The sequence below is a fragment of the Terrihabitans rhizophilus genome, assembly GCF_033898525.1.
Taxonomy (GTDB): domain Bacteria; phylum Pseudomonadota; class Alphaproteobacteria; order Rhizobiales; family Methylopilaceae; genus Flaviflagellibacter; species Flaviflagellibacter rhizophilus.
This window is the reverse complement of the sequence record NZ_JAXAFJ010000003.1, coordinates 1-25719: the sequence shown is the minus strand read 5'-3', so window position 1 is coordinate 25719 and position 25719 is coordinate 1. Positions and strand designations below refer to the sequence as shown.

The 25719-nt window shown below is 66.4% G+C and carries 22 protein-coding genes; 3 read left to right on the top strand and 19 right to left on the bottom strand.

The features are described from left to right. Positions 1-59: 59 nt before the first annotated feature. A complete protein-coding gene (hmpA, locus tag SCD90_RS06675) occupies positions 60-1268 on the bottom strand; it encodes an NO-inducible flavohemoprotein (RefSeq protein ID WP_319843872.1) in 1209 nt (402 codons plus the stop codon). 143 nt (positions 1269-1411) lie between these two features. On the opposite strand from hmpA, the gene SCD90_RS06670 reads away from it, so the two are divergent. Next, positions 1412-1888 carry an Rrf2 family transcriptional regulator gene (locus SCD90_RS06670; RefSeq protein WP_425265658.1) on the top strand — a complete coding sequence of 159 codons (477 nt, stop codon included), beginning with the start codon at positions 1412-1414 and terminating at the stop codon, positions 1886-1888. A 4-nt stretch (positions 1889-1892) separates the two neighbouring features. On the opposite strand, the gene SCD90_RS06665 is transcribed toward SCD90_RS06670, so the two are convergent. The 6 genes from SCD90_RS06665 to SCD90_RS06640 all read right to left on the bottom strand — a co-directional run bounded on the left by SCD90_RS06665 (position 1893) and on the right by SCD90_RS06640 (position 9348). Further along, positions 1893-3626 (bottom strand): sensor domain-containing diguanylate cyclase, encoded by a 1734-nt coding sequence (locus tag SCD90_RS06665; RefSeq protein ID WP_319843870.1) that lies wholly within the window; start codon positions 3624-3626, stop codon positions 1893-1895. A 97-nt stretch (positions 3627-3723) separates the two neighbouring features. Beyond that, entirely contained in the window at positions 3724-4455 is a 732-nt protein-coding gene (locus tag SCD90_RS06660) for an HAD-IA family hydrolase (protein ID WP_319843869.1), read from the bottom strand. A gap of 53 nt (positions 4456-4508) precedes the next feature. Continuing rightward, on the bottom strand, positions 4509-5888 hold the full coding sequence (locus tag SCD90_RS06655; RefSeq protein WP_319843868.1) for an aldehyde dehydrogenase family protein: 1380 nt from the start codon (positions 5886-5888) through the stop codon (positions 4509-4511). Next, positions 5888-7009 (bottom strand): glycosyltransferase family 2 protein, encoded by a 1122-nt coding sequence (locus SCD90_RS06650; RefSeq protein ID WP_319843867.1) that lies wholly within the window; start codon positions 7007-7009, stop codon positions 5888-5890. The genes SCD90_RS06655 and SCD90_RS06650 overlap by 1 nt, the downstream gene beginning before the upstream one ends. Beyond that, positions 7006-7812: a lysophospholipid acyltransferase family protein gene (locus SCD90_RS06645; protein WP_319843866.1), complete on the bottom strand. Its 807-nt coding sequence runs from the start codon at positions 7810-7812 to the stop codon at positions 7006-7008. The genes SCD90_RS06650 and SCD90_RS06645 overlap by 4 nt, the downstream gene beginning before the upstream one ends. Continuing rightward, positions 7813-9348 (bottom strand): phytoene desaturase family protein, encoded by a 1536-nt coding sequence (locus tag SCD90_RS06640; RefSeq protein ID WP_319844127.1) that lies wholly within the window; start codon positions 9346-9348, stop codon positions 7813-7815. 107 nt (positions 9349-9455) lie between these two features. Between SCD90_RS06640 and SCD90_RS06635 the strand changes: the two genes are divergently transcribed. Beyond that, entirely contained in the window at positions 9456-10439 is a 984-nt protein-coding gene (locus tag SCD90_RS06635) for a phosphatase PAP2 family protein (protein ID WP_319843865.1), read from the top strand. On the opposite strand, the gene crtI is transcribed toward SCD90_RS06635, so the two are convergent. Next, positions 10367-11890 (bottom strand): phytoene desaturase family protein, encoded by a 1524-nt coding sequence (gene crtI, locus SCD90_RS06630; RefSeq protein WP_319843864.1) that lies wholly within the window; start codon positions 11888-11890, stop codon positions 10367-10369. The genes SCD90_RS06635 and crtI overlap by 73 nt on opposite strands. Before the next feature lie 158 nt (positions 11891-12048). Here crtI and SCD90_RS06625 point away from each other — a divergent pair, with 158 nt between their 5' ends. After that, a complete protein-coding gene (locus SCD90_RS06625) occupies positions 12049-12339 on the top strand; it encodes a helix-turn-helix domain-containing protein (RefSeq protein WP_319843863.1) in 291 nt (96 codons plus the stop codon). Positions 12340-12526: 187 nt separating this feature from the next. On the opposite strand, the gene glpK is transcribed toward SCD90_RS06625, so the two are convergent. The 11 genes from glpK to SCD90_RS06570 all read right to left on the bottom strand — a co-directional run bounded on the left by glpK (position 12527) and on the right by SCD90_RS06570 (position 25403). Then, positions 12527-14020 carry a glycerol kinase GlpK gene (glpK, locus tag SCD90_RS06620; protein ID WP_319843862.1) on the bottom strand — a complete coding sequence of 498 codons (1494 nt, stop codon included), beginning with the start codon at positions 14018-14020 and terminating at the stop codon, positions 12527-12529. A 123-nt stretch (positions 14021-14143) separates the two neighbouring features. After that, complete coding sequence (locus SCD90_RS06615) at positions 14144-15934, bottom strand: ABC transporter substrate-binding protein (RefSeq protein ID WP_319843861.1); 1791 nt, start codon at positions 15932-15934, stop codon at positions 14144-14146. A 79-nt stretch (positions 15935-16013) separates the two neighbouring features. Then, positions 16014-16304 (bottom strand): DUF2160 domain-containing protein, encoded by a 291-nt coding sequence (locus tag SCD90_RS06610; RefSeq protein WP_319843860.1) that lies wholly within the window; start codon positions 16302-16304, stop codon positions 16014-16016. 153 nt (positions 16305-16457) lie between these two features. Further along, positions 16458-17249 (bottom strand): carbohydrate ABC transporter permease, encoded by a 792-nt coding sequence (locus tag SCD90_RS06605; protein ID WP_319843859.1) that lies wholly within the window; start codon positions 17247-17249, stop codon positions 16458-16460. Next, positions 17246-18130, bottom strand: a complete 885-nt coding sequence (locus SCD90_RS06600; RefSeq protein WP_319843858.1) for a carbohydrate ABC transporter permease — start codon at positions 18128-18130, stop codon at positions 17246-17248. Before SCD90_RS06600 ends, SCD90_RS06605 begins: the two co-directional genes overlap by 4 nt. Continuing rightward, positions 18130-19212, bottom strand: coding sequence for an ABC transporter ATP-binding protein (locus SCD90_RS06595; protein WP_319843857.1), 1083 nt, complete (start codon positions 19210-19212; stop codon positions 18130-18132). Before SCD90_RS06595 ends, SCD90_RS06600 begins: the two co-directional genes overlap by 1 nt. Positions 19213-19222: 10 nt before the next feature. Beyond that, positions 19223-20311, bottom strand: coding sequence for an ABC transporter ATP-binding protein (locus SCD90_RS06590; protein WP_319843856.1), 1089 nt, complete (start codon positions 20309-20311; stop codon positions 19223-19225). A gap of 9 nt (positions 20312-20320) precedes the next feature. Beyond that, on the bottom strand, positions 20321-21820 hold the full coding sequence (gene glpD / locus SCD90_RS06585) for a glycerol-3-phosphate dehydrogenase (RefSeq protein WP_319844126.1): 1500 nt from the start codon (positions 21818-21820) through the stop codon (positions 20321-20323). A 124-nt stretch (positions 21821-21944) separates the two neighbouring features. Further along, entirely contained in the window at positions 21945-22736 is a 792-nt protein-coding gene (locus SCD90_RS06580) for a DeoR/GlpR family DNA-binding transcription regulator (protein WP_319843855.1), read from the bottom strand. 217 nt (positions 22737-22953) lie between these two features. Continuing rightward, a complete protein-coding gene (locus tag SCD90_RS06575; protein WP_319844125.1) occupies positions 22954-24432 on the bottom strand; it encodes a protein adenylyltransferase SelO in 1479 nt (492 codons plus the stop codon). 110 nt (positions 24433-24542) lie between these two features. Beyond that, the gene (locus tag SCD90_RS06570) at positions 24543-25403 is read right to left on the bottom strand and encodes an SDR family oxidoreductase (protein ID WP_319843854.1); all 861 of its coding nucleotides are present in this window, start codon (positions 25401-25403) and stop codon (positions 24543-24545) included. Positions 25404-25719: the final 316 nt, after the last annotated feature.

The following is a 25719-nucleotide window of genomic DNA, read 5'->3' as shown; positions in this document are numbered from 1 at the left end:
CCTCGCGTCCGCCGAAAACATCGCCGGGCTGATCTGTTGGAACGCAACCGATAACGGCATCAGGCGGCGAGCAGTTCGTCGGCCGGGCCGAAGAACTCGTAGTGAATGCGTGTCGGCGCAACACCTTCCTGCTGCAGCCCGTGGACAAAATGGGCAAGGAACGGCTTGGGGCCGCAAAGGTAGAACTCCGCCTCCCCGAACGGCGTGTTGCGCTTCAGCCAATCCACCGTGATCAGGCCGGCCTCGTCATAATCTTGCCTTGCACGGTCGTCGGCGTGAGGCTCCAGATAGAAGATGGTGGCCTGGAGGTTCGGCTGTACGGCCACGCGGCGCACCTCGGTTCCGAGCGCATGCGTACCTCCGTTCAGCGCGCCGTGCACGAAATGCACGGGGACTTCCGCGCCACCCTCCGCCACGCTGTGCAGCATGCTCAGCATTGGGGTCAGCCCGACCCCGCCGCTCACCAGCACCACGGGGCGCTGAGGGGTGCCGTCAAGGTAGAACTCGCCAGCCGGAGGCGACACCTTCAGCACATGCCCCACCTCGACCTCATCGTGCAGCCAGCCTGAGACGACGCCGTTCGGCTCGCGCTTGACGGAGATGCGGTAGGCTCGGCCATCCGGGGCGTTGGAGATGCTGTAATTGCGCTTGAGCGGATGCTGGCCGGGTATGTCGAGCCAGAAGGTGAGGTATTGCCCCGGCTTGTGGCGGATGACGGCCCCGCCATCCACCGGCACCAGCACGAAGGATGTGATGATGCTGCTTTCCGGGATCTTCTCGGCGACACGGAAATCGCGCCATCCAGCCCACCCGCCATCGGCTGTTTCGAGGCCCTTGTAGAGCGCCTGCTCGCGGGCGATCAGGATATCGGCCAGGAACCAATAGGCCTCGCCCCAGGCTGCGAGCACCTCGTCGGTCGCCGCATCGCCGAGCACCTGCTTGATGGCGGCGAGCAGCGCATTCGCCACGGCCGGATAGTGCTCGGGCAGGATCTGGAGGCCGACATGCTTCTGAGCGATGCGCTCCACAGCCGCGCCGAGCACCCCGAGATTTTCGATATTGCGGGCATAGGCGAGGATCGCATCGGTCAAGGCACGGGGCTGAGACCCGGTTTCGCCGTGATGCGACTGGTTGAACAGATCGCGGATCGCGGGGTCCTCGAACATGCGCGCATACATCGCCCGCACGATCTCGAAACCATGCACTTCGAGCGCGGGAACGGTTGCCTTGACGATCTCGACGGTGCGCGGGCTGAGCTGGGAAGCCATGACGGCCGACTCCTTGGCGGCGTGGCGCCGCGTGGCATACCTAAACATGTACGAACGATGCATGTTTACTCGGCCTGCTTAGCACCTTGGATAAAACATGCAAGCCGAATATATCTTTGAAGAAGGAGGCCGCCGGAGCCCATATGCGCCTGACGCGCTACACAGATTATTCCATCCGCGTTCTCGTCTACCTCGCGGCACATCCCGAGCGTCGGGCGTCGATCGGCGATATCTCGCGCGCCTACAGCATCTCGCAAAACCACCTGATGAAGGTGGTGCATGAACTGGGAAAAGCCGGATATGTCACGACCGTGCGGGGCCGCGCGGGCGGCATCCGCCTGGCACGTCCGGCCTCGGAGATCACCGTCGGCCAGGTGGTGCGCTCCATGGAGGGCGGCTTCGATCTGGTCGATTGCAGCAGTTGCGCCATCGCCAGGGGCTGCGGGATGACGCGGGTGCTGAAGGAGGCGGTGATGGCCTTCCTCGCCGTGCTCGACAGCTATACGTTCGCGGACATCCCGCAGCAGGGCATGGACATCGCGGCCATGCTGCGCGCCTTCCAGGTACCGGTGGTGCCAGTTCCCGAGCCTTGCGCCGCAACCCTCGAACCGGACGCCTGAAGGATCAGGCTGCCGCGGTCTGGATTTCGGGATGGGCCAGGACGACCCTGTTCCGGCCCCGGCTTTTTGCCTCGTAGAGAGCCTTGTCCGCGCGCTCGATGACATCGTCGATGTCGCGGTCGGCGGCACCCGCGAGAGCGGCACCGATAGACACGGTCACCTTGACGGCCTGCGCCTCCGGTCCCTGCATCATCGCCTGGGAGATGCGCGCGCGAACGCGTTCGGCCAGGATTTCGGGACCCGTTTCCTCGGTGTCGCGCAGCAGCACGACGAACTCCTCGCCGCCGATGCGGGCGACCTTGTCCAGCGAGCGGGCTTCCAGCAGCAAGATCTTGCCGATCTCGTGGATTACGAGGTCGCCGAATGCATGCCCATGCTCGTCGTTCACAGCCTTGAAGTGGTCGATGTCGATCATCAGCACGCCGAGGGGCCGGCGGTACCGGCGGTGATACGCCATCGCGTCCGTCGCGAGATCGCGGAAAGCGCGGCGGTTCAACAGGCCGGTCAAGGCATCGGTGTCGGCAAGCACCTGCAGCGCCCTGTTTTCCGCAGTCAGCGCCTCGTTCGCGGCCCGCACCTCAAGGGTCTGGTCCTGCATCGCCTCCGCGGACATCACCCGGCGGAGCAGAGAGCGGATGGCAAGCGACAGGCGCATCACGTCCTTGGACGACTTCTTGAGCTCGACCATGGTGGTGCCCGGCGAACGGCCGATCTGGTCGACGCTTTCAGCCAGCTGGCACAGGGGGCGTGTCAGGCGATGCGTGACACCGGCTGCGACGAACACGCCGGCGACCGCGACGCCCAGTCCCACCAACATGATGATAATCGCCAGGTTATTGGCCGGCGCCATGGCCACATCCAGCGGGCGGCGCGCGATCACGGTCCAGCCGAGACCGGGGTAATCGAGGTAACCCTTGGCGACCACGGCCGCCATCATCGTCCTTGTAGCCTCGTCCTCCAGCGTGACCCGGCCGCTGCTCCTGATGCGTTCCAGCGCGGCGGCGTCCAGCGGGCGCGAACCGAAGCCGGGACCGAGCAGCGCCGTTCCATCCTGCGCCAGCACCCAGATTTCGGTCTGCAGGCCGCGGTCTACCGTGTCGAGCACCGCGCGGCGCACCGCTGTTGCCCAGGTCCAGCTCATATGGGCACCGAGCACGCCAACCACCCGGCCATCCGAGCCATTGACGGGCACGGCGACATCGACGAACCGGAACGGCGCATTGTCCGGCGACGGACCGAGAAGGCCCGCCAGAAGCTTGGCGTCATGCACGTCCTGGGCCGTCGGGCCCTGAAGTCCCTGCTTGAACCACGGCCGTGCGGCGACGCTGTTGCCTTCGAGCATCCCGGACGTCGAGGCTTTCACAGTGCCGTCCGCCGTCGCAAAGCCGATCCAGGTGTATTCAGACAGGGAGGCCTGCAACTGCTCCAGAACATTGCGGGCGTCGCCGGCGTCGTCGGCCTCCCAGATGCGCCGCAGCGGCTCCATGGCCGCGAGATTGCGCACGTCGCGGAGGCGTTCGAACATGCGCATGTCGAGCCGCTCGGCCATGTTGGAGGCGAGGGTCGTCATCTCGGCCTCTACACGGGCCTTGGTCTGCTGGCGCGCGATCAGGGCCGCGCTGATGGACGCGCTGGCCACGAGCACCAGGCAGAGAAGTGCCGCGACAAGGCCCATCTGCTGGCCGAGCGTCGCCTTGTCCCTCAGAGACGACAGACGCTTGGGCAAACTCTTGAACACGTGCGACGTACCCCCATCGGTACAACAATGTACGAGAAAGCTTGTCCAAAGGTTGCTCGGCTGGGTCAACTTTGCCGCGTCTCAGCGTCGCTGTGGCCTAGCCGCTGAGCGGCACGTTCCTTCGCTGGAACTCCCGCGCGAGAGCCGGAACGTCCCCAACCACGGACACCGCTCCCAGCGCCAGAAGCTGCCGGTCGTGCCCCGCCCGGATGTGCGAGCCGCCGACGAAGCCGATGACCTGCATGCCCGCCGCAAGAGCCGCGGTCGCGCCGGTAATGCTGTCCTCCACCACAAGGCAGCGCTCGGGCGCCACACCCATGACATTCGCGGCATGAAGGTAGAGGTCCGGCGCCGGTTTGCCGCGGGCGACATCCTCGGCGCTGAAGACGCGCCCTTCCACAAGACGGTCGAGCCCCGTGATCGCAAAGGTCTTGCGCAGTCGCGCATGCTTGCTGTTCGACGCCACGCAGAACGGCACGGCGAGCCTGCCCAGGAGCGCGTCAATCCCGCCGAAGGCCTTGAGGTCCGTCAGGTAGAGCGCGTCCAGCCGGCGCCGCTTATCCTCGTTGAACCCGGGAGGCACCTTGTGCCCCATCAGGCGTTCGAGTTCGCGGCGCGTGCCGGCCTCGTCCGTGCCGACAAGGGCATCGATCACCTCTTCCGGCGACATCACAAGCCCGGTCTCCGCCAGGCTGTCGGCGATGGCACGTCCAGCCAGGATTTCGCTGTCCACCAGCACGCCGTCGCAATCGAAGATGACAAGAGCCGGGCCCTCCGGCGGCTGGGTGGCGCGGCCGGCGGCGGCGAGGTGTGGATCGGGCGTTTTCATGGGCTCGCAGTATCGGCAGGTCCGTCCGCCATCAACCCGGACCTTGGTGGGCCTCAGCGCGCGATGAAGCGGAGGACGCGGTCGGCCATGGCCCCGTAAGGGGGACGCATCAGGCGGGTTCCGCTGTAGCGGCTCTGGACGAACACCGAGCGGCGGTGGGTGAAGGCATCGAAGCCGGCGCGCCCGTGATAGGCGCCGTAGCCCGATGCGCCGACGCCGCCGAAGGGCAGCGCCTCCACCGCCACGTGCAGCACGGTTTCGTTGATGGCGACACCTCCGGACCGGGTCTTGGCGATCATCTCGTCGATCCAGCCGCGATCCCTCGCAAAGAGGTAGAGCGCGAGAGGGTCCGGCCCGGATGCGATATGTGCCGTAACCTCTTCGGTTCGCGTATAGGTCAGCACCGGAAGCACGGGGCCGAAAATCTCCTCGCGCAGCACGCGGCTGCCCTCCGGAGGGTCAATGACCAGCGCCGGTGCGAGCTTGGGGGTCGCCGGCTCCGCTTCGAAAAGCGGCACCCGCTGCAAGCCATCCTGAAGCGCCAGCAGCCGCGCACGTCCGCCGTCGCCGAGCACCGCGCTGTAATCCGGTCCGGCGCCATTGTCCGGATAGAACCTCCGCGCCGCGTCGCGGCAGGCCCTGACGAAAGCGTCACGCAGGTCAGCCGGCACGAAGACGTGGTCGGGCGCCACGCAGGTCTGGCCGGCATTCAGCAGCTTGCCGCCGATAATGCTGTCGGCGGCGACCTTCAGATCGGCGGAGCTGTGAACGACGGCGGGCGATTTGCCCCCGAGTTCGAGAAGCACGGGGGTCAGGTTGTCGGCGGCCGCGTGCAGCACTTCACGTGCAATCCGGCCGGAGCCGGTGAAGACGATCTTGTCCAGAGGCAGCCGCGTCAGGGATGCGGCCACATCGGCGCCTCCGGTTACAACGGCGAACTCATCCGGGGCAAAGTTGTCGCGCACCAGCTGGGCGAGCAGATCTGCCGTGGCAGGCGCAAGTTCCGATGGCTTGAGCAGGACGCGGCAACCCGCCGCCAAGGCTCCGACCACGGGCATCAGCGAAAGCTGCACCGGGTAGTTCCACGGCGAAAGGACGCCGACGACGCCGAGCGGCTGCTTGACCACCCCTCCCCGTGCCGGCCAATAGCGCCAGCCAACAGATACCCGCTCGTCCGCAGCCCAGCGCCGCAGGCGTGGAAGAGCGTGGTCTATGGCAGCGAGGACGACGCCGACTTCGGACATCAGCGTCTCGTGCCGCGAGCGCCCTCGAAAATCCACGTCCACGGCGGCGGCGATGGCTTCGGCCCCGTCTCTGACGACCGCGCGCAGGCGCTTGAGCCGGTCCCGCCGCTCTTCGGGGGTGAGCCCGCCCCGCTGGTCCTGCGCCGCGCGCAAAGGCCCGAACGCAGCATCCACACCGGCCTCATGCATCAGCTCTGCGCCTGATAGGCACGGCCCCGCCATTGCGTCCGGATGCCGAGCTTCTGCCGCACCAAAGCGGCCCACTGGATGCCGAGCAGAACGAGCACCCCGAGGGGCCGCAGGATCACAGAAGATAGAGGCTCCCCGACCTGTCGGGCCTGCGCGGTCCACGCGGCCAGCACAGCGATGCAGGCGATGCCGGAGATGAGCAGCGAGGCGACGTTTCCGACAACGATGGAGACCAGCAACAGCACGAACGGCAGCACCTGCCCGCCGAGCAGCAGCAGCGTCCAGATCGGCAGGGCAACCGGACGCGCCATGCCCTCCGTCGCGTTTTTCAGCAGACCACTGACGAGAGCCGGTGCGCTGTCGTACATCCTGCAGTGCGCAAGTTGTGTCCCATCGACGAGTTCGGTCCTGAAGCCGCGCTCCCGGAACAGGCGCGGCAGCTTCAGGCCGTCGTGCAGCGATGTGCGGATGGCCGCATGACCGCCGGCAGCGATGTAGGCGTCGCGGCGCACCATCATCATCTGCCCGCAGCCGGCGGCGAGCGTCGGGCGGGGATCGCTGCGCATCAGGCGCATGGGCAGATAGCCGAGCAGCAGGCCGTTGATCATGGGTATGACCATGCGCTCCAGCAGGCTGCCGGTGATCTGGCGCGGTACGCCGCTCGCGAGGTCGGCGCCGGCGAGGCGCATGCCTTCCGCAAGCCTCGCGCCACCTTCGGGGGCAAGTCGCACATCGGCATCGACGAAGAGCAGCACGGGCCTGTCCGTCAGCCCGGCGAGTACTTGGCAGGCGTGCTGCTTGCCGTTCCAGCCGGCGGGAAGCGCGGGTGCCTGCTCCAGCCGAAGGCGCGGGTCCCCGGTCATGCGCTCGCGGACGATCTCCGCCGTGCGGTCGGTCGAGGCATCGTCCAGCACGAAGACCTCCACATCGGCGGCGGTGCTCGCAAGCGCCGCATCCAGGCATGCGCCGATGCCCGCTTCCTCGTCCCGCGCCGGGATCAGGATGGCAATTCGCGGCGGGATAGCCGGAAGCGGCGGCGTCCGCAGCACTGGCAGGTTCACGAAGGTCATGACGGCCGGCAGCACGGCCAGCACCAGCGCGAGGATCGCAAGGAGGGTCATCGCGGCTCCGGCCCATGCGTGCCGGTGAAGCGTTCGCCGCTCAAGCCCGCCCGCGCCCGGCGCCACAGGTCGTAGACGCCTCCCACCCCGGTGCGTCCGGCTTCCAGCGGGGTGAAGAGATCGGCGTTGCGGGAGATGGCCTCCGCCGCCAGCCGGTCCATGCTCTCTTCCAGAGCCTGCTCCAGCAGGGCCAGCCTTTCGCGGCTGGAACGGGCGCGCAGCTCCGCCGCCGTGGTCGCCTCACCGAAGCGCACCAGCAGCTCCGGCTTGCGCTCGTCCCAGAACACATAGTCCAGCGCCAGCGGCACGAAGACGGCGTCCTCGCACCAGTCCGCCACATGGGCAATGCCGGGCTTGAGGACCAGCGGGCGCTCGCGCACATCGGCGAAGCGCCCCTGCGCCGTCACCAGCAGGATGCGCGCAGGATCGGCAAGCACCGCCGAGGCGATGTCCCGGAAGCGCACGGCGCCGGCACGGCTTTCGATGTCCACGCCAAAGACGCCGATGCGTTCGAAGAAGCCGTAGCTCTTCAGCATCCGCTCATCGATGGGTGCGAAGCCCGGCCGCCCATGGAACAGACGGTCCCCCAGGAGCAGGAACGCCACCGGATCCCACCACGAGGGATGGTTGCTGTAGAGCACGAGGTGCGGCGTGCCGGAGGCCGGCAGCGAACCGGACTTCGAAAACCGCATGGCATGGAAATCGCGCAGCAGTGAATGCCGGAAGATACGCGTGAACAGCGCCACCATGCGGGGCGAGCGCCGCCGCAGGACGTCCTCGGCGCTGTTCGGCGCGCCCGGCATCTATTCCGCAGCTTCCGCCGGACGCGCTGCGCGATCGCTGTCCAGTGCGTCGGCGGCAATCCAGCCGGACATCATCACCATGGGCATTCCGGGGCCCGGATGCGCCGCCCCGCCCGCGAGGTACAGCCCTTCGATGTGGCGGCTGCGATTGCCAGGCTTGAACGCTCCGGTGAACTTGCCGTGGCTTGCCAGCCCGTAGATGGCCCCGTTCAGGACCTTGTAGCGGTCATGGATGTCCTGCGGCGTCAGGTGGCTCTCGAAGACGATGCGCTCCTCGATGTCGTGCAGGCCCGCCGTGCGCTTCAGCTTGTCCAGGATTGTCTGGCGGTAGGCCGGGAACATGGCGTTCCAGTCATGGTGGGGCCGAAGATAGGGCGCGTGCACCAGCACATAGAGCGCCTCGCCGCCTTCCGGAGCCACCGTCGGGTCCGTGATGGCTGGCGCGGCGATGTAGCAGGTTGGGTCCGGAGCCGGCTCGCCACGTTTGTAGATGTAGTCGAACTCCTCCTTGGCATCGCGCGAGAACACGAAGTCATGGTGCTGGAGGTGCTCGTAGCGCTTGGACAGGCCGAGATAGAGCACCACGCCCGAGCAGGCGGCCTCATGCCCCTGCCGGTCGTAATGCTCCGCCGCCTTGCCGCCCACGAGTTCGCGATAGGTGCGGATCGCGTCCATGTTCGACACCACCGCGCTGACGGGATGGACCGAACCGTTCGCCGTCTTCACCGCCTTCACGCAGTCGCCCGGCATGTCGAGGCCGGTAACCTCTGTGTCGGTGATGAAGCGGGCGCCATGCCGTTCCGCGAACGCCTTCAGCGCCTCGGCCACCGCGCGTGTGCCACCCCGCGGATACCAGACGCCGCCGCTCGCCTGCATATGGGCGATGGCGCACAGCACCGCCGGCGAGGCGAAGGGCGATGAGCCGACATACTGGGTGTAATGGTCCAGCATCTGCGCCACGCGCTCTTCCGGCACATGGCGGCGGATGATGCCGGCGACCGACTGGCCCATGCGCAGCGCCAGCACGTCCGAAAGGGTCTTCGGATCGAGATTGCGCCGGAAGTCCATCGTGTCCTTCAGGCCCTCGACGGACTTCCAGAAGAAGAAGCGCTCCGAGATATCGTTCAGCCGCTCGGCCAGCTTCTGGAACCGCCGGTAGCCGTCGCCGAGCTTCTTGCCCGGCGCGAACGCCTCCAACTCCCGCTCCATGTCGTCCACGCTCTCGCGCAGGTCGAGCACGCCGCCGTCCTCGAAGAAGCAGCGCCATTGCGGATCGAGCCTGATGAGGTCGATGTGGTCTTCCAGCTTTTCGCCGGCTTCGGAGAAGATGCGGCGCAGCACGGCCGGCACGGTCAGGATGGTCGGCCCCATGTCGAAGCGGAAGCCATCCTGCTCCAACAGCGCCGCCTTGCCGCCCATCCAGCTGTTCTTGTCGAACACCACGACGTCGTGCCCGCGTGCGGACAGGACGGCGGCTGCAGCGAGACCGCCAAGTCCGCCGCCGATGACGCCTACAGGATGGATGCCTCTGCTCATCATGACCTCTGACGATCTGGTGAAGCGCGATGGCGAACCAAAACGGGCGCCATGCGTAGTCTAGCTATCTCTGCCGGAGCATTGGCAAGAGGACGGGAGCGGACGGGATGAGCGGTGCGGCGACGGTTCAGGGCACGACCTTCCGCACCGAACAGACCCGCCATCCCGCTACCCCGATCTTTTTGGCTGCCGGCGCCATCCTCGTTGTGGATCTGGTCTGGCTGGCGGCAAGCGGGATCGCGCTTGAGGTGCAGGGCTTCGGGGTCGCCGCCCTCGTCATCGCCGCACTCGCCGCTGCCGGCGCGTTCTGGACGCGCGTGAAGCCGGAGCCCGTGCTGGCCGGCATGGCGCTGTCCACCGCTGGCCTCGGCGCCTTCACCATCGCGATCGCCGTGCTGCACTATCTTGCAGCCGCGCTCGGCCGTCCGCTGTTCGACGACCAGCTGTCTGCCTGGGAGAGCGGGCTCGGCTTCGACTGGCCGGCCTATATCGCGTGGATCGAGCAGCACGAGACACTCGCCCATCTGCTGGCGCAGGCCTACCACACCAGCGGGCCGCAGGTCGGATTGGTGGTAGTGGCGCTGAGCGCCGCGCGGGAGTTCGACCGCCTCTGGGCCTATGTCCGGATGTTCTGCATCACGCTGGCCGTGGCAATCGGCGTTTCCGCGCTGTTCCCCGCCGAGGGGCCGTACGCCCATTACGGCGTTGCCGCCGGTCTTGACCGGCTGGAGACGGTGGGTGCCGTCTGGCATCTGCAGCCGCTGGAAGCGCTGCGGAACGGAACGCTGCAGACCTTGGCGCTGACCGACATACGCGGCCTCGTCACCTTTCCGAGCTTCCATGTCTGCCTGGCCCTGCTGACCGTCTGGGCGCTGTGGCGCATCCCGGCGCTGAACCTCGTGGCCCTCCTCGTGAACGCCGCCATCGTCGTGGCGACCCTCAGCGCGGGCGGCCATTACCTGCCGGACCTGCTGGCCGGCGGCGCGGTCGCGGCCTTTGCCATTGCAGGACTGCGGGTTCATGCCGTGAGCCTCGATTCCAGCCCCAAATCGCGCAGGATCAGGTCGGACGTGATCCGGGCGCCGTCATAGATCACCGGCAGTCCGGAGCCAGGATGCGTGCCGCCGCCCACAAGGTAGACGCCGTCCACATCCTCGAAGCGGTTGTGCGGCCGGAAGTAGAGCAGCTGGTCAAGACTGTGGGACAGGTTGAACGTCGCGCCGCGATGGATCGCCAGTTCGCTGGTCCAGTCATCCGGGGTCACGATCTTCTCGGTCCGAATGCGCGCGCCTAGTCCTGTCAGCCCAAGTTGCTCCAGCCGCTGCACCACGAGATCGCGGAAGGGCTGGCGCTCTGCGGCCCAGTCCGTCGCGCCGCAATGGCCGACCGGCACAAGCACGTAGAGCGACGAGCCGTCGCGTCCGCCGAATGCAGGATCGGTGCGGCTGGGGTTCTGCACGTAAATCGAAGGCTCAGCCGGCGGACGCAGCCCGTTCTCGATGGCCTCGATATTTCCGCGATAATCCTTGGACAGGAAGATCGTGTGGTGGTCGAGCTCCGGGTAATCGCCCTCGATGCCAAGATAGAGCATGAAGGTGGAGCAGGAGAGCTTGGTCTTGTCGATCTTGGCGTCAGACCAGCGGCGCCGAAGATGATTGGGGATCAGCTTCGGGATATTGGCCGCAAAATCGGCGTTCACGACAACCACATCGGCTTGGCTGACACCGTCTGCCGTGCGCACGCCCTTGGCGGTGCGGCCCTCGAAGACGATCTCCTCGACCGGGTCGCCCAGCCGGATCTCCGCACCGAGCTGGCGCGCGGCCGCCGCCATGGCCTCGCTGAGCTGGCCGCAGCCCCCGAGCGGGTGCCAGATGCCGTACTCGAACTCCAGAAAGGCCAGGATCGTGAACAGGCTGGGGCAGCGGAACGGCGACATTCCGAGATATTTGGTCTGGAACGAGAAGGCCAGGCGCGTGCGCGGATCGCGGAACAGGCTGCCCATATCGGTGTCCACCGAGCGCAGGGGCGCAAGCATCCGCAGCGAGGACAGCACGTCGGGCGCCAGATAGTCCGAGAGGCTGTTGAACGGCTTGCGTAGCACGGGCGTGAAGGCCTTCAGCTTGCGCCGTCCACGCTCCAGGAACAGCCGCACATTGCGAGCGTCCTGCGCATCGATCTTGGCGATCTCGCGCTCCAGCCGGTCTAAATCCTGAGTCGCATAGATGTCGGGCCCGCCCTCGAAGGCGAGGCGGTATTGCGGGTCGACACGCTTCAGCGTGAGGAAGTCGTCCATCTCCAGCCCGCACTGGGCGAAGATGCCGCGCAGGATGTCGGGATAGAGAAAGAAGGTGGCACCCACATCGAAGCGATAGCCGCCGTTCTCGATGACACGCGTGCGGCCGCCGACGGCTCCGAGCCTCTCATGGACGGTGACCTGCATGCCCGAGGCGGCCAGCAGCATGGCCGAAGCGAGACCGCCCGGCCCGGCCCCTACGACAGCGGCGCGGGCGGGTTTTGAACTGGCGAAACGACGAGAGGACATGAAGGAATACGATCCTGCGAGACCCGTTTGTAGAGCGGACGCTAACGAAGGCTAGACACAGTGGCGGGAAGCGTTCAAATGCGGTCATGGATGACCGGATTTCGTCCCTGAATTTCTCCTCAGGCGGGCGCGTGGCGCTTACAGCGTGTCAGATCCGCATGGCGCGCGCCGCCCTTCGGTGGAGCGTGGACGAGCTGGCGCGGCGCTCAGGGGTCAGTGAGAAGACCATCCGCCGCATAGAGCAGGTCTATGGCGTGCCGAATGTCACGCTGGACACCATGCACAAGCTGCAGTTCTGCTTCGAGCAGCAGGGCATGACGATGATCCCCGAGGATGGCGGCGCCGAGGGTCCCGGGGTGCGCTACGGGCGCTATCCCGGGCGGGTTCTTCGCGCATCACCTGATCTTGATGGCGACAGCGACGGTGAGCGGAACGGCACGCCCGAATAATGCTTTGCGGGGGTGCTAGCGGGCTTGTTGCCAGCCGCGATGTGGTGGCACCCTGTACCGTGGATCCTGCGGAGCATGTGATGGACAACGACCTCGAAATCGTCCTGCTGGTGACAGCCCTCGTGGGCGGGACGATCCTCGAGATGCTCCATCTGTTCTGGGTGCCCTACGCCTAGGCCACGCCAGATCAGCCACCACCTGAGCGCGCCCGCGCAACCGCGCGGTGCCAGCCGTCCAGCTTGCGCGCGCGGTCACCGTCGAGTTCAGAGGGCGTGAAACGCCTGTCCAGCTTCCAGCCGCGGCCGAACTGGTCGGGCGGCGGGCACAGCCCGGCCTCCAGACCCGCCAGATAAGCCGCGCCCAGTGCCGTGGTCTCGGCGATAACCGGACGATCGACCGGCGCGCCCAGCATGTCGGCCAGGAACTGCATGGCCCAGTCCGAAGCCACCATTCCGCCATCCACGCGCAGCACCGCGCTCTCATCCGTCGGCCAGTCGGCGCGCATGGCCGTGTAGAGATCGTGCGTCTGATAGCCGACGCTCTCCAATGCGGCGCGGGCGATCTCGGCCCGTCCGGTGCCCCGCGTGATGCCCGTCAACATGCCGCGCGCTTCCGAGTCCCAGTACGGTGCGCCCAGACCGACAAAGGCCGGCACGAGATAGACGTCCTGCCCGGGATCGGCGGCTTCGGCGAGCGCCTGCGTCTCCGAAGCCGTCTTGATGATGCCGAGACCGTCCCGCAGCCATTGCACCGCCGCGCCGGCCACGAAGATGGCGCCCTCCAGCGCATAGGTGCGGCGGCCATTGAGCTGGTAGGCGACGGTGGTCAGCAGCCGATTTCGGGAGGCAACGGGCGTCTCCCCGATATTGAGCAGCGCAAAGGCGCCGGTGCCGTAGGTCACCTTCATCATTCCGGGGCGGAAACAGGCCTGCCCCACCACGGCCGCCTGCTGGTCCCCCGCGATGCCGCAGACGCGGATGGCACCGCCGAACAGGTGCGGGAGCGTGGTGCCGAAATCGCAGGATGAATCCCGCACCTCCGGAAGCACGGCCTCCGGCACGCCGACCAGGCGCATCAACTCCGGATCGTAGGCTCCCTTGGCGATGTCGTAGATCATGGAACGCGAGGCGTTCGTGGCGTCTGTGGCGTGCACCGCCCCGCCGGTCATCCGCCACAGCAGGAAGCTGTCCACCGTGCCGAAGGCCAGTTCGCCCCGCTCCGCCCGGTCCCGCGCTCCGGGCACCTGGTCGAGGATCCAGGCGATCTTAGTGCCCGAGAAATAGGAATCCACGATCAGCCCCGTGCGCGCGGACACCAGTTCCTCCGCGCCCTGCACCTTCAGTTCGGCGCAGCGCTCAGCCGTGCGGCGGTCCTGCCAGACAATGGCATTGTGGATGGCGCGACCGGTCTGCCGGTCCCAGACCACCGTCGTCTCGCGCTGGTTGGTGATGCCGAGTGCGGCGACGTCGGAGGCCTTCAGGTCGGCGCGCGCCAGAACCTCGTTCACCGTCGCGATGGTGGTGGCCCAGAGATCCTCCGGATCGTGCTCGACCCAGCCCGGCTCGGGGAAGTGCTGAGGGAATTCCTTCTGCGCAACGGCGACCACGTCGAGCGCGGCCGTGAACAGGATGGCCCGCGTGGACGTGGTGCCCTGGTCCACCGCAAGGATATGGCCGGCCATGATCTCTCCCCTCTGCCGACGGTCTTGTGCCGCCTGTACGACGGAGGCCGGGATCGCTCCCGGCCTCCGATCTCGTTGCCTCTCCCTTCCTCATGCCGGGCTTGACCCGCATGAGGAGCAAGATCAAGGCGCCTTGGCAGGCTCCATAGCCGGCGCGCCACCTGCACTTGCCCGCGCATTCGGCGGGTTCGCCGGCCACGACTTGATGAGGGTGTCGTAGTCGATCGTCTCGCCCTTGGGCTTCTCGTTGTCGAGCTTGGGCTGGGGCGCGATGTTGCCGTCGGCCTTGGCCTTGTCCATCCAGTACTGCGCGGTCTGCTTCTCGTTCAGCTTCGGACCGCACTCGCCCTGCACGCCGGCACGTTCGAGGCGGGCCATGACCTGGTCCTGCGCGTTGGCCAGCGAGTCCATGGCTTCCTGAGCGGTCTTCGCGCCGGAGGATGCGTCACCGATGTTCTGCCACCAGAGCTGCGCCATCTTCGGATAATCCGGGATGTTGTTGCCCGTGGGCGACCACTGCGTCCGGGCCGGCGAGCGGTAGAACTCGATGAGGCCGCCGAGCTTCGGCGCACGTTCCGTGAACGTCTTGTCCCAGATGTCGCTCTCGCGGACGAAGGTGAGGCCGACATGGCTCTTCTTCAGCGAGACGGACTTGGAGTTCACGAACTGGGCGTAGAGCCAGGCCGCCTTGCGGCGTTCCAGCGGCGTGGACTTCAGCAGCGTCCACGACCCGACGTCCTGATAGCCGAGCTTCATGCCCTCCTTCCAGTACGCACCCTTCGGCGACGGGGCCACGCGCCATTTCGGCGTGCCGTCCGCGTTCACCACCGGCAGGCCGGGCTTCACCATGTCGGCGGTGAAGGCGGTGTACCAGAACATCTGCTGGGCAACATTGCCCTGCGCGGGAACGGGGCCGGACTCCGAGAAGGTCATGCCGCCGGCCTGCGGAGGCGCATACTTCTTCAGCCATTCCACATATTTGACGATGGAGTAGACCGCCGCCGCGCCATTGGTGTCGCCGCCGCGCTCGACCGAGGAGCCCGTGGGCCGGCAGCCTTCCATGCGCACGCCCCATTCGTCGACGGGAAGGCCGTTGGGCAGCCCGCGATCGCCATTGCCGGCCATGGAGAGCCAGGCATCGGTGAAGCGCCAGCCCAGCGAGGGGTCCTTCTTGCCATAGTCCATGTGGCCATAGACCTTGACCCCGTCGATCTCCTTCACGTCGTTGGTGAAGAACTCGGCGATGTCCTCATAGGCCGACCAGTTCACCGGCACGCCGAGTTCGTAGCCGTACTTGGCCTTGAACCGCTCCTTCAGCTCCGGCCGCTGGAACCAGTCCTGCCGGAACCAGTAGACGTTCGCGAACTGCTGGTCGGGCAGCTGGTACATCTTCTTGTCGGGCGCGGTGGTGAAGCTGGTGCCGATGAAGTCCGGCAGATCGAGCGTCGGGCTCGTCACGTCCGCCCCCTCGCCGGCCATGAAGTCGGTCAGCGGGATGGCCTGCTTGTAGCGGAAATGGGTGCCGATCAGGTCGGAGTCGTTCACCCACGCATCGTAGATGTTCTTCCCGGACTGCATCTGCGTCTGGATCTTCTCGACCACGTCGCCTTCCTGGATCAGGTCGTGCGTCAGCTTGATGCCCGTGATCTCGCTGAAGGCCTTGGCCAGCGTCTTCGATTCATATTCGTGCGTGGTGATGGTCTCGGAGACGACGTTGATCTGCATGCCCTTGAAGGGCTCCGCCGCCTTGATGAACCAGTCCATCTCCTTCATCTGCTCTTCCTTGGAGAGCGTCGAAGGCTGGAACTCGGTGTCGACCCAGCGCTGCGCGGCATCCCTGTCCGCGAAGGCCGGCACGCTTCCGAGCACCAGAACCATGGCCGTTGCCGCCATGCCGGTGATGTGTCTGCGCATGTTGTCCTCCCACGTTCGTTCTTCTTTTTTCAGCCACGGGTCCCGAACGCTGGCCCGCGGAATGTCAGTCTCGTCGTCCTCACACCCAGCGGAACACCGCGAATGCGTAGACGACGGAAACGGCAAGGGCCCACCAAAGATCGGGGCCGACAAAGGCCAGCCAGCCGAGATGGATGAAGGCGGCGCCGAGAAGCGAGATGAACAGCCGGTCTCCGCGCGTGGTGGTGATGCGGAGCACGCCGCTGCGTTCACCGGACGGGGAGATGCGCTCCCACACCGTCATGCCGACGAGGAACAGCGCGATGGTGCCGAAGAAGGCGGCGGTCTGAGGCGTCCACGCCATCCAGGCGAAGCCGGAAAGGTCATCCATGCCGCGCGCCCCTTCTCCTCTCCCCGGCAGGGAGAGGGCGACACGCCGCAGGCGTGCGGGTGAGGGCCGGAAGGAAATCGAGGCTTTCAGCCCCCCTACCCCGACCCGTTCCCCTCAAGGGAGAGGGAGCGTGCGCGCCGTGCGGATGCCTCATCACACCCTCCCCAGGGCGAAGCCCTTGGCGATGTAGTTGCGGACGAAATAGATCACGAGCGCGCCGGGAATGATGGTCAGCACGCCGGCCGCCGCCAGCACGCCCCAGTCGATGCCCGAGGCCGAGACGGTGCGCGTCATGGTGGCCGCGATGGGTTTGGCCGAGACCGAAGTGAGCGTGCGCGCCAGCAGCAGTTCCACCCACGAGAACATGAAGCAGAAGAAGGCAGCGACGCCGATGCCGGACGCGATGAGCGGCACGAATATCTTCAGGAAGAAACGCGGGAAGCTGTAGCCGTCGATATAGGCCGTTTCGTCGATCTCCCGGGGCACGCCGGACATGAAGCCCTCGAGGATCCACACGGCCAGAGGCACGTTGAACAGGCAGTGCGCGAGCGCCACCGCCAGCGGCGTGTCGAACAGGCCGATCGCCGAATAGAGGTTGAAGAAGGGCAGCGCGAACACAGCCGGCGGCGCCATGCGGTTCGTCAGCAGCCAGAAGAACATGTGCTTGTCGCCGAGGAAGCGGTAGCGCGAGAACGCATAGGCCGCCGGCAGGGCCACCGCGATCGAGATGACCGTGTTCAGCACCACATAGCTGATGGAGTTGATGTAGCCGTTGTACCAGGCCGGATCGGTGAAGATGACGGCGTAATTGGCCAGCGTCGGCGCCATCGGCACCAGGGTCATCGTGGTCAGGATCTCCTGGTTCGTCTTGAACGACATGTTCACGAGCCAGTAGATCGGCACCAGCAGGAACAGGATGTAGAGGACGAGGATTGCCCGCTTCATGACGTGCCCTCCGGCGCCCTGGCGCTCTCGTCGCGGTTCATCACCGTGTAGAAGATCCACGAGAACAGCAGGATGATGAGGAAGTAGACGATCGACATCGCCGCCGCCGGGCCGAGGTCGAACTGGCCGAGCGCCATCTTCACGAGGTCGATGGACAGGAAGGTGGTGGAATTGCCCGGCCCGCCGCCGGTCAGCACGAACGGCTCCGTGTAGATCATGAAGCTGTCCATGAAGCGCAGCAGCACCGCGATGACGAGGACGTGCTTCATCTTCGGCAGCTGGATCAGCCGGAACACCGACCAGCGCGACGCTCCGTCGATGCGGGCGGCCTGATAATAGGCCTCCGGGATGGAGCGCAGCCCGGCATAGGCCAGCAAGGCCACCAGAGACGTCCAGTGCCAGACATCCATCACCACGATGGTGATCCAGGCGTCCTCTGCATCCTGCACATAATTGTAGTTCAGGCCGAGGCTGTTCAGCGTGTAGCCGAGCAGGCCGATATCGCCGCGCCCGAACATCTGCCAGATGGTGCCGACCACGTTCCACGGGATCAGCAGCGGCAGGGCCATCAGGACGAGCGTCACCGAGGACCAGAAGCCCCCTCGCGGCATGCACAGAGCGATGAGGACGCCGAGCGGGATCTCGATAGCGAGGATGATGGCGGAGAAGGTGATCTGGCGCAGCAGGGCCGCGTGGAAGCGCTCGGAGGCCAGCAGCTCGGTGTACCAGGAGGTGCCCGCCCAGAAGAACTGGTTGTTCCCGAAGGTGTCCTGAACCGAATAGTTCACCACCGTCATCAGGGGCAGGATGGCCGAGAAGGCGACCAGCAGGAACACCGGCAGGACAAGGAACCAGGCGCGGTTGTTGAACGGCTTGTCCATCACGCCTCCCCCTCGACGAGGTGCCCGCCGGCATAGACGTGGACGCGGTCCGGCACGGGAACGGCGACGCCCGCGCCGGTGGCAACCTGCGCCCCCTCGGGAAGCACGAGGTTGAGGTCGTGGTCCTCGAAGCGGGCGCGGGCGATCTTGATGCGGCCGATATCGTCGACGCGGCTGATGCGGATGGGCAGCCCCTCCCCGCTCGCGGCGAAGCGCAGGTCTTCGGGACGGATGCCGATCTCGATGCGCTCGCCATCGGGCAAGCGGGGATAGCCCTGTGCCAAGCGGATGGTGGAGCCGCCGACCTGCGCGCGATCCCCCTCCACCCGCGCGGGCAGCACATTCATGCCCGGCGAGCCGATGAAATAGCCGACGAATGTGTGGGCCGGCCTGGCGAACAACTCCGCCGGAGTGCCGATCTGCACCACCTCGCCCTCGAACATCACCACGACCGTGTCCGCGAAGGTCATGGCCTCCGTCTGGTCGTGCGTCACATAGATCATGGTGCGGCCGACGCGGGCCTGAAGCTGCTTCAGCTGCGAGCGCAGCTGCCATTTCAGCGCCGGATCGATCACCGTCAGCGGCTCGTCGAACAGCACGGCCGCCACGTCGTTGCGGACAAGGCCGCGCCCGAGCGAGATCTTCTGCTTGGCGTCGGCTGTCAGCCGGCTGGCACGGCGGTTCAGCTCCGCCGACATGTCCAGCATGGCCGCGATCTCGCGCACCCGGCCATCGACTTCGGACCGGCTCATGCCCCGGTTGCGCAGCGGGAAGGCAAGGTTCTCGTAGACCGTCATGGTGTCGTAGACGACGGGGAACTGGAACACCTGCGCGATGTTGCGCTGTTCTGTCGGCACGTCGGTGACGTCGCGACCATCGAACAGCACGCGGCCCTCGCTCGGACGCACCAACCCGGAAATGATGTTGAGCAAGGTGGTCTTGCCGCAGCCCGAGGGGCCAAGCAGGGCATAGGCGCCACCGTCGCGCCATTCGAGGTTCAGAGGCCGCAGCGCGTAATCGGACGGCGCCTGCGGGTTGGGCCTGTAGGCATGGGCGAGTTGGTCGAGTTTGATCGTCGCCATGTGCGCCGCCTCACGCCGCTTCCGCGCGCTCGGGCGCGCTGAGGAGTTGCCCGGCCGCGTCGAACAGGAAGATGCGGCGCGGGTCGAGATGGACCTCGATGGGCGTTCCCGGCCGCAGATCGTGGACGCCATGCGCCAGCGCGATCCAGCGGGCACCGCCATGTGTCACATGCACGAAGCTCTCGGAGCCGGTGATCTCCACGACAGCCACCGTCGCGGCCAAAGCCACGCTGCCGGCGTCGCGGCGTTGCAGGTGAAGATGATCGGGACGGAAGCCAAGAACCGCGGCCCCGTCCGGCAGCGCCGCATGCGTAGGCGGCAGCGGAAGGACGATGCCTTCCGGCGTGCAGGCGACGCCGCCGCGAATGTCCGCTTTCAGGAAGTTCATCGGCGGATCGGAAAACACCGCCGCCGTCCTCTGGTCTACGGGCTGGCGGTAGACGTCGAGCGTGCGGCCGAACTGCGTAACGCGGCCTTCGTGCAGGGTTGCCGTATTGCCGCCGAGCAGCAGCGCTTCCGAGGGTTCGGTCGTCGCATAGACAAGGATAGCACCGGCGGCGGCGAATATCTTCGGGAGCTCTTCGCGCAGTTCCTCGCGCAGCTTGTAGTCGAGATTGGCGAGCGGCTCGTCGAGCAGCACGAGCGAGGCGTTCTTCACCAGCGCGCGGGCCAGCGCGGTGCGCTGCTGCTGGCCACCGGAGAGCTCCAGCGGCGTGCGCTCCAGCATGGGTTCGAGCCGCAGCAGGCGCGCGGCTTCCATGACGCGGCTGTCGATCTCGCTCTTCGGCCTCCCGGCCACGCGCAGCGGCGAGGCTATGTTCTCGTAGACGCTGAGGGCGGGGTAATTGATGAACTGCTGGTAGACCATCGCCACATTGCGGCGGCGCACCGGCACGCCGGTGACGTCGTGCCCCTCGAACAGCACGCGACCCGATGTCGGCGGCTCCAGGCCGGCCATGATGCGCATGAGCGTGGTCTTGCCCGAGAGCGTGGGCCCGAGCAGCACGTTGAGGCTGCCCGCCTCAAGCGCCAGCGAGACATCGGCGATATGCGTGCTGCGCCCCACCACCTTCGAAACGGCATCGAGGACGAGCGACATGGCGTTTCCTCAGGCCGCCGAATGAGCGCTGAAGCGCCCAATCGTCATGTGGGTTTCGAGCGCGGCGCGCTGCTCCGCATCGAGATGAAGGCCGAGCTTGGAGCGTCGCCACAGCACATCTGCTGCGCTGCGCGCCCATTCATGTTCCACGAGGTAGGACACCTCGGCCTCGGTAAGGCCGGCGCCGAAATCCCGGCCGAGATCCTCCGTGCGCTTTGCCGGCCCAAGGATCTGGGCGGCGCGTGTCCCATAGGCGCGGATGAGCCGCCGGGCCCATCCCGATGACAGGAACGGATAAGACGCACGCAGGCGCGCCATCAGGCGTTCTGCATCTTCTGGTGAAAAGTCGCCGCCTGGCAGGGGGGCGTTCGCGGTCCACGAACGGTCAGGGGGGAGATGGGCGGACAGCCGGTCGAGGACCGCCTCCGCCAGGCGGCGATAGGTCGTGATCTTGCCGCCGAACACGCTGAGCAGCGGCGGCAGGCCATCGGGTGCATCGAGGTCGAGCACATAGTCACGCGTGGCCTTCTGGGCCGTGGATGCGCCGTCATCGTAGAGCGGGCGCACGCCGGAATAAGTCCACACCACCTGATCGGGCGTCACCGGTCGGCGGAAATATTCGCTGGCGCTGGCGCAGAGATAGTCGATCTCGCCCTGTGAAGCCGACACTGCGGACGGGTCGCCCTCATAGTCCTGGTCGGTGGTGCCGATCAGGGTGAAGTCCTGCTCGTAGGGGATGGCAAAGATGATCCGCCCATCGGCGTTCTGGAAGATGTAGGCGTGGTCGTGGTCGAACAGCTTGCGCACCACGATGTGGCTGCCCTTCACGAGGCGGATGGGTGCGTGCGAGGGCCGCTGCAACTGGTCATGCAGCACCTCTCCCACCCACGGGCCGGCGGCATTGACCAGCACGCGCGCGGTGATCTGCCGGGGCGCTCCGTCACGCTCCACCGCGACGCGCCACGCGCCTTCTTCGCGCACGGCCGAGACGCAGCGTGTGTGTGGGTTCATGCTTGCGCCATGCGCGGCGGCATCCATGGCGTTGAGCACCACCAGCCGCGAGTCCTCGACCCAGCAATCGGAATATTCGAAACCGGAGCGCAGTTCGTCCTTGAGCGGCGCCCCATAGGGCGAATGCGCGAGGTCGATGGACCGCGCGCGCGGCAGCAGCTTGCGGCCCCCAAGGCTGTCGTAGAGGAACAGGCCGAGCCGCAGCATCCAGCGCGGGCGCAGGCCGACATGATGCGGCAGCACGAAGCGCATCGGCCAGATGATGTGCGGGGCGATGGCGAGCAGCCGCTCGCGCTCCATCAGAGCTTCTCGGACGAGCCGGAACTCATAGAACTCGAGATAGCGCAGGCCGCCATGGATGAGCTTGGTGGAGGCCGAGGAGGTGGCGGAACCGAAGTCGTTCTTCTCGCAGAGGAAGACCTTCAGCCCACGGCCGGCCGCATCCCGTGCGATGCCGCATCCGTTGATGCCGCCGCCCACAATGGCGATGTCGTACATCGCTTCGGCCACGTTTCCCTCGCCTGTCGTGAGCGGGTCATTGCCCGCTCCTCTTTGTTAAAAGCGAGGCTAGGAGAAAACGAAACGAAGCACAATAGGCACGAAACGAAAGCTTTATCGAAAATCAGCCGACATCATCCGCGTCCGGCTCACCGCTGGTTTCGATGACCTCGACCCCGTGCTCGCGGCAGGCGGCGGCGACCGGCTCCGACGAGAGCCAGTCGGTCACGAACACATTGACCTGGCTCATATGCGCCACGCGGATGGGCGCCGAGCGCTCGAACTTGAAGCGGTCGGCCGCGAGGATGACCTTGCGTGAATTGCCGATGATGGCCTGGCTGACGCGCACTTCCCGAAAGTCGTAGTCCAGCAAGGCGCCGTCCGGATCGATGGCGGAGGTGCCGATGACGGCGTGATCCACCTTGAACTGCTTGATGAAATCCACCGCCGCGCCGCCGATCACCCCGCCATCCGAGCGGCGGACCGGACCACCCGCCACGATCACGTCGATGCGCGGATGCGGGTAGAGGATGCTGGCGATGTTGAGGTTGTTGGTGATGACCAGCAGCCCCTCATGATCGGACAGGGCCCGGGCGACCTCCTCCGTGGTGGTGCCGATATTGAGGAACAAGGACGAGTTGTTGGGGATCAGCCGCGCCGCCGCCTCGCCGATGGCGCGTTTCTCCCGAGAACCGATCTGGCGCCGCGCCTCATAGCCCAGGTTCTCCACGCCCGACGCCACCATGGCGCCGCCATGGACGCGCGACAGCAGCCTCCGTTCGCAGAGCTCGTTCAGATCCTTACGGATCGTTTGCGGCGTGACCTCGAAACGCGAGGCGAGGTCATCGACCGCAACGCGGCCGCGGGCGCGGGCGAGATCGATGATCTCCTGCTGGCGCACGCTGATGTCGGGCATGGAAAGCGAACTTTCGTTTTGTTTCGTTTTCAAGCATGCGCGAAATCATGCGCCGCGCAAGCCGGCTTCGTTCCTCCTAGCAGAACCGCCGGGATACGGCGTATGGGTCCCGGCCTGCGCCGGGACGCCGCCAAGTCGCTCCGCAGCGTTCCGGCGCAGGCCGGAACCCACAGCCTCTGACACGGCTAGCGCTGCTCCCCACGCCGAGGGCGTGAGTTCAGGTGCCGCAGAAGGTCTGGTACACCCGCTGCTCCTGCGGCGGGGGAAGCGTATAGGCCTCCCGGCCGGGCTGGTCCTCGAAGGGCCGCGACAGCACGTCGAGCATCTCTTCAAATGGCCGGAGATCGTTGTCCTCCGCCGCCGCCATGAGCGCCATCTCGACGCGGTGGTTGCGGGGGATGTAGGCCGGGTTCACCGACCGCATCCGGTCGCGCACCTCCGCGCCGTCGGCGCCTTCTTCCGCCAAGCGGGCACGCCAGACCTCAAGCCATGCATCAAGGCCGTCCGTGGTTTCGAACAACTCACGGACGCCTTCCTCTCCCGCACCTCGCTCAACCGCATCGGCCAACCGCCGGAAGGTCAGCGTGAAGTCCGCGCGGCCCGAGAACATGGCCTGCAGCAGATCCCGCGCCAGCTCCGCATCGCCCTCTCGCGCCGTCGCGAGACCCAGCTTGCGGCGAAGCCCGCCCACAAAGCTGTCGTTGAAGCGCTTGGCGAACCCGCCGATCAGCGCCTCGGCCTTCTCCACGCCGCGGTCGGTGTTCTCGTCGAGCAGCGGCAACAGGCACTCGGCAAGGCGGGTCAGGTTCCACTGCGCGATGCCCGGCTGGTTGCCGTAGGAATAACGCCCCTGCCGGTCGATGGAGCTGAACACGGTGTTGGGATCATGCGCATCCATGAAGGCGCACGGGCCGTAGTCGATGGTCTCGCCGGACACCGTCATATTGTCGGTGTTCATCACGCCATGGATGAAGCCCACATGCAGCCATTGCGCGATCAGGGACGCCTGCCGCCCGATCACGGCATCGAAGAACGCCGTGTAGCGGTCCTCATGGCCTGCGAGCTCCGGATAGTGCCGGGCGATCACATGGTCGGCCAAAGTCCGGGTGGCCTCCACGTCTCCGCGCGCCGCGAAGTACTGGAAGGTGCCGATGCGGACATGGCTTGCCGCAACGCGCGTCAGCACGGCGCCGGGCAATTGCGATTCGCGCCAGACGGGCTCGCCTGTCGCCACGGCGGCGAGCGAGCGTGTCGTTGGGATGCCGAGCGCGTGCATGGCTTCGCTGATGAGATATTCCCGCAGGACCGGGCCGATCGCCGCCCGCCCATCACCCCGGCGCGAGAACGGCGTGGGGCCGGAGCCCTTCAACTGGATGTCACGGCGCTGACCGTTGCGGTCGATCACTTCGCCGAGGAGGATGGCACGCCCGTCGCCGAGCGCCGGCACGAAATTGGCGAACTGGTGGCCGGCATAAGCGAGGGCAACGGGTTCTGCGCCCTCCGGGACCTTGTTGCCTGCAAAAACCTCCACGGCCTCAGTCGTCTCGAGCGCGTCGGGATCGAGCCCGAGTTCAACCGCCAATGCGCGGTTCAGCTTCAGGAGGCGCGGCGCGGCCACGGGGGTGGGCTGCACGGCGGCATGGAACGGCGCGGGCAAGCGCACATAGCTGTTGTCGAAAGGGAAATGCACGGGGATCTCTGCCTTACGGGCAGCGGACGATAGGTGCCACCCTCTCCTGCCTTACATGGACGGCGGCCCGCATGGCGCAAGGCTGACCGGGCCGCCGCGCACCATCAGATGCCCCGTCAGATGATGGGCTTTCCGCCGGTGACCGCGATGGTCGCGCCAGAAATGTAGCTTGCCTCGTCTGAGGCCAGCATCACATAGGCCGGCGCCAGCTCGGCTGGCTGTCCCGGCCGCTTCATCGGCACCTGCTCGCCGAACGACTTCACCTTCTCCGCCGGCATTGTGGAGGGGATCAGCGGCGTCCAGACCGGACCCGGCGCCACGCAGTTCACGCGGATGCCCTTCTCGGCCAGAAGCTGGGCCAGGCCGCCGGTGAAGTTCTGGATCGCGCCCTTGGTGGTGGCATAGGCCAGCAGCTGCGGGCTGGGCGTGTCGGCATTCACCGAGGTGGTGTTGATGATGGAGCCACCCTCCTTCATGTGCGGCACGGCAGCTTTCGACAGGTAGAACATCGCGTGGATGTTGGTGCGGAACGTGATGTCCCACTCCTCGTCGCTGATGTCCCCCACATCACTGAAGGTCGCCTGATGGGCGGCGTTGTTCACCAGCACGTCGAGCCCGCCGAGTTCGGAGACCGCCCTGTCCACGATGGCGCGGCAGTGCGCAGGTTGGGAGATGTCGCCCGGCATCAGCACGCAGGTGCGGCCGGCGCTCTCGACCAGCCGCTGCGTTTCGCGGGCATCCTCGTCCTCGTTAAGATAGCTGACGAGCACGTCCGCGCCCTCACGCGCGAAGGCCAAAGCGACGGCGCGGCCGATGCCGCTGTCCCCGCCCGTAATGATAGCCTTCTTGCCGGCCAGCCGGCCCGACCCCTTGTAGCTGTCCTCGCCATGGTCCGGCACGGGATCCATCTTCGCGGTCTGGCCCGGCATCGGCTGCGGCTGATCGGGAAAGGGCGGCTTGGGGTAGTTCTTGAGCATCGGTTCTCTCCGGGGACACGATGGTGATGCCCGTCGGGACGCGGCGAAATGAGCAGGACGCAGCTGCGCCAACGGGCCTGTGCATGGTCAAAGATCGAGCTTGCATCCGGTTCCCTCCACGACGCCGTACAGAGGGAGAATGGCGCCCCGCACACATCCGCAGCACCTGCCAAACGACTGACGGAATTACGCTTTTGCAGTTTTTATGAAGAGGATGCGAAAAATCGATTCCATGGCTGTTGACACCAAAAGCGCGACCCCTTAGATAACGCCTCACACCGGACGGGGCGCCGCTGAGCGCTTCACTGGTTCTTCA

Coding starts and splice junctions, on each gene's coding strand:
- glpD (WP_319844126.1), bottom strand. CDS start 21,820: ATGTACGACATCGCCATTGTGGGCGGCGGCATCAACGGATGCGGCATC.
- glpK (WP_319843862.1), bottom strand. CDS start 14,020: ATGGCCGGCCATATCCTTGCGGTGGACCAGGGCACCACGTCCACGCGG.
- SCD90_RS06635 (WP_319843865.1), top strand. CDS start 9,456: ATGAGCGGTGCGGCGACGGTTCAGGGCACGACCTTCCGCACCGAACAG.
- SCD90_RS06660 (WP_319843869.1), bottom strand. CDS start 4,455: ATGAAAACGCCCGATCCACACCTCGCCGCCGCCGGCCGCGCCACCCAG.
- SCD90_RS06570 (WP_319843854.1), bottom strand. CDS start 25,403: ATGCTCAAGAACTACCCCAAGCCGCCCTTTCCCGATCAGCCGCAGCCG.
- SCD90_RS06600 (WP_319843858.1), bottom strand. CDS start 18,130: ATGGACAAGCCGTTCAACAACCGCGCCTGGTTCCTTGTCCTGCCGGTG.
- SCD90_RS06670 (WP_425265658.1), top strand. CDS start 1,412: ATGCGCCTGACGCGCTACACAGATTATTCCATCCGCGTTCTCGTCTAC.
- SCD90_RS06580 (WP_319843855.1), bottom strand. CDS start 22,736: ATGCCCGACATCAGCGTGCGCCAGCAGGAGATCATCGATCTCGCCCGC.
- SCD90_RS06595 (WP_319843857.1), bottom strand. CDS start 19,212: ATGGCGACGATCAAACTCGACCAACTCGCCCATGCCTACAGGCCCAAC.
- SCD90_RS06610 (WP_319843860.1), bottom strand. CDS start 16,304: ATGGATGACCTTTCCGGCTTCGCCTGGATGGCGTGGACGCCTCAGACC.
- SCD90_RS06640 (WP_319844127.1), bottom strand. CDS start 9,348: ATGAGCAGAGGCATCCATCCTGTAGGCGTCATCGGCGGCGGACTTGGC.
- SCD90_RS06650 (WP_319843867.1), bottom strand. CDS start 7,009: ATGACCCTCCTTGCGATCCTCGCGCTGGTGCTGGCCGTGCTGCCGGCC.
- SCD90_RS06655 (WP_319843868.1), bottom strand. CDS start 5,888: ATGCATGAGGCCGGTGTGGATGCTGCGTTCGGGCCTTTGCGCGCGGCG.
- SCD90_RS06645 (WP_319843866.1), bottom strand. CDS start 7,812: ATGCCGGGCGCGCCGAACAGCGCCGAGGACGTCCTGCGGCGGCGCTCG.
- crtI (WP_319843864.1), bottom strand. CDS start 11,890: ATGTCCTCTCGTCGTTTCGCCAGTTCAAAACCCGCCCGCGCCGCTGTC.
- SCD90_RS06590 (WP_319843856.1), bottom strand. CDS start 20,311: ATGTCGCTCGTCCTCGATGCCGTTTCGAAGGTGGTGGGGCGCAGCACG.
- hmpA (WP_319843872.1), bottom strand. CDS start 1,268: ATGGCTTCCCAGCTCAGCCCGCGCACCGTCGAGATCGTCAAGGCAACC.
- SCD90_RS06605 (WP_319843859.1), bottom strand. CDS start 17,249: ATGAAGCGGGCAATCCTCGTCCTCTACATCCTGTTCCTGCTGGTGCCG.
- SCD90_RS06625 (WP_319843863.1), top strand. CDS start 12,049: ATGGCGCGCGCCGCCCTTCGGTGGAGCGTGGACGAGCTGGCGCGGCGC.
- SCD90_RS06615 (WP_319843861.1), bottom strand. CDS start 15,934: ATGCGCAGACACATCACCGGCATGGCGGCAACGGCCATGGTTCTGGTG.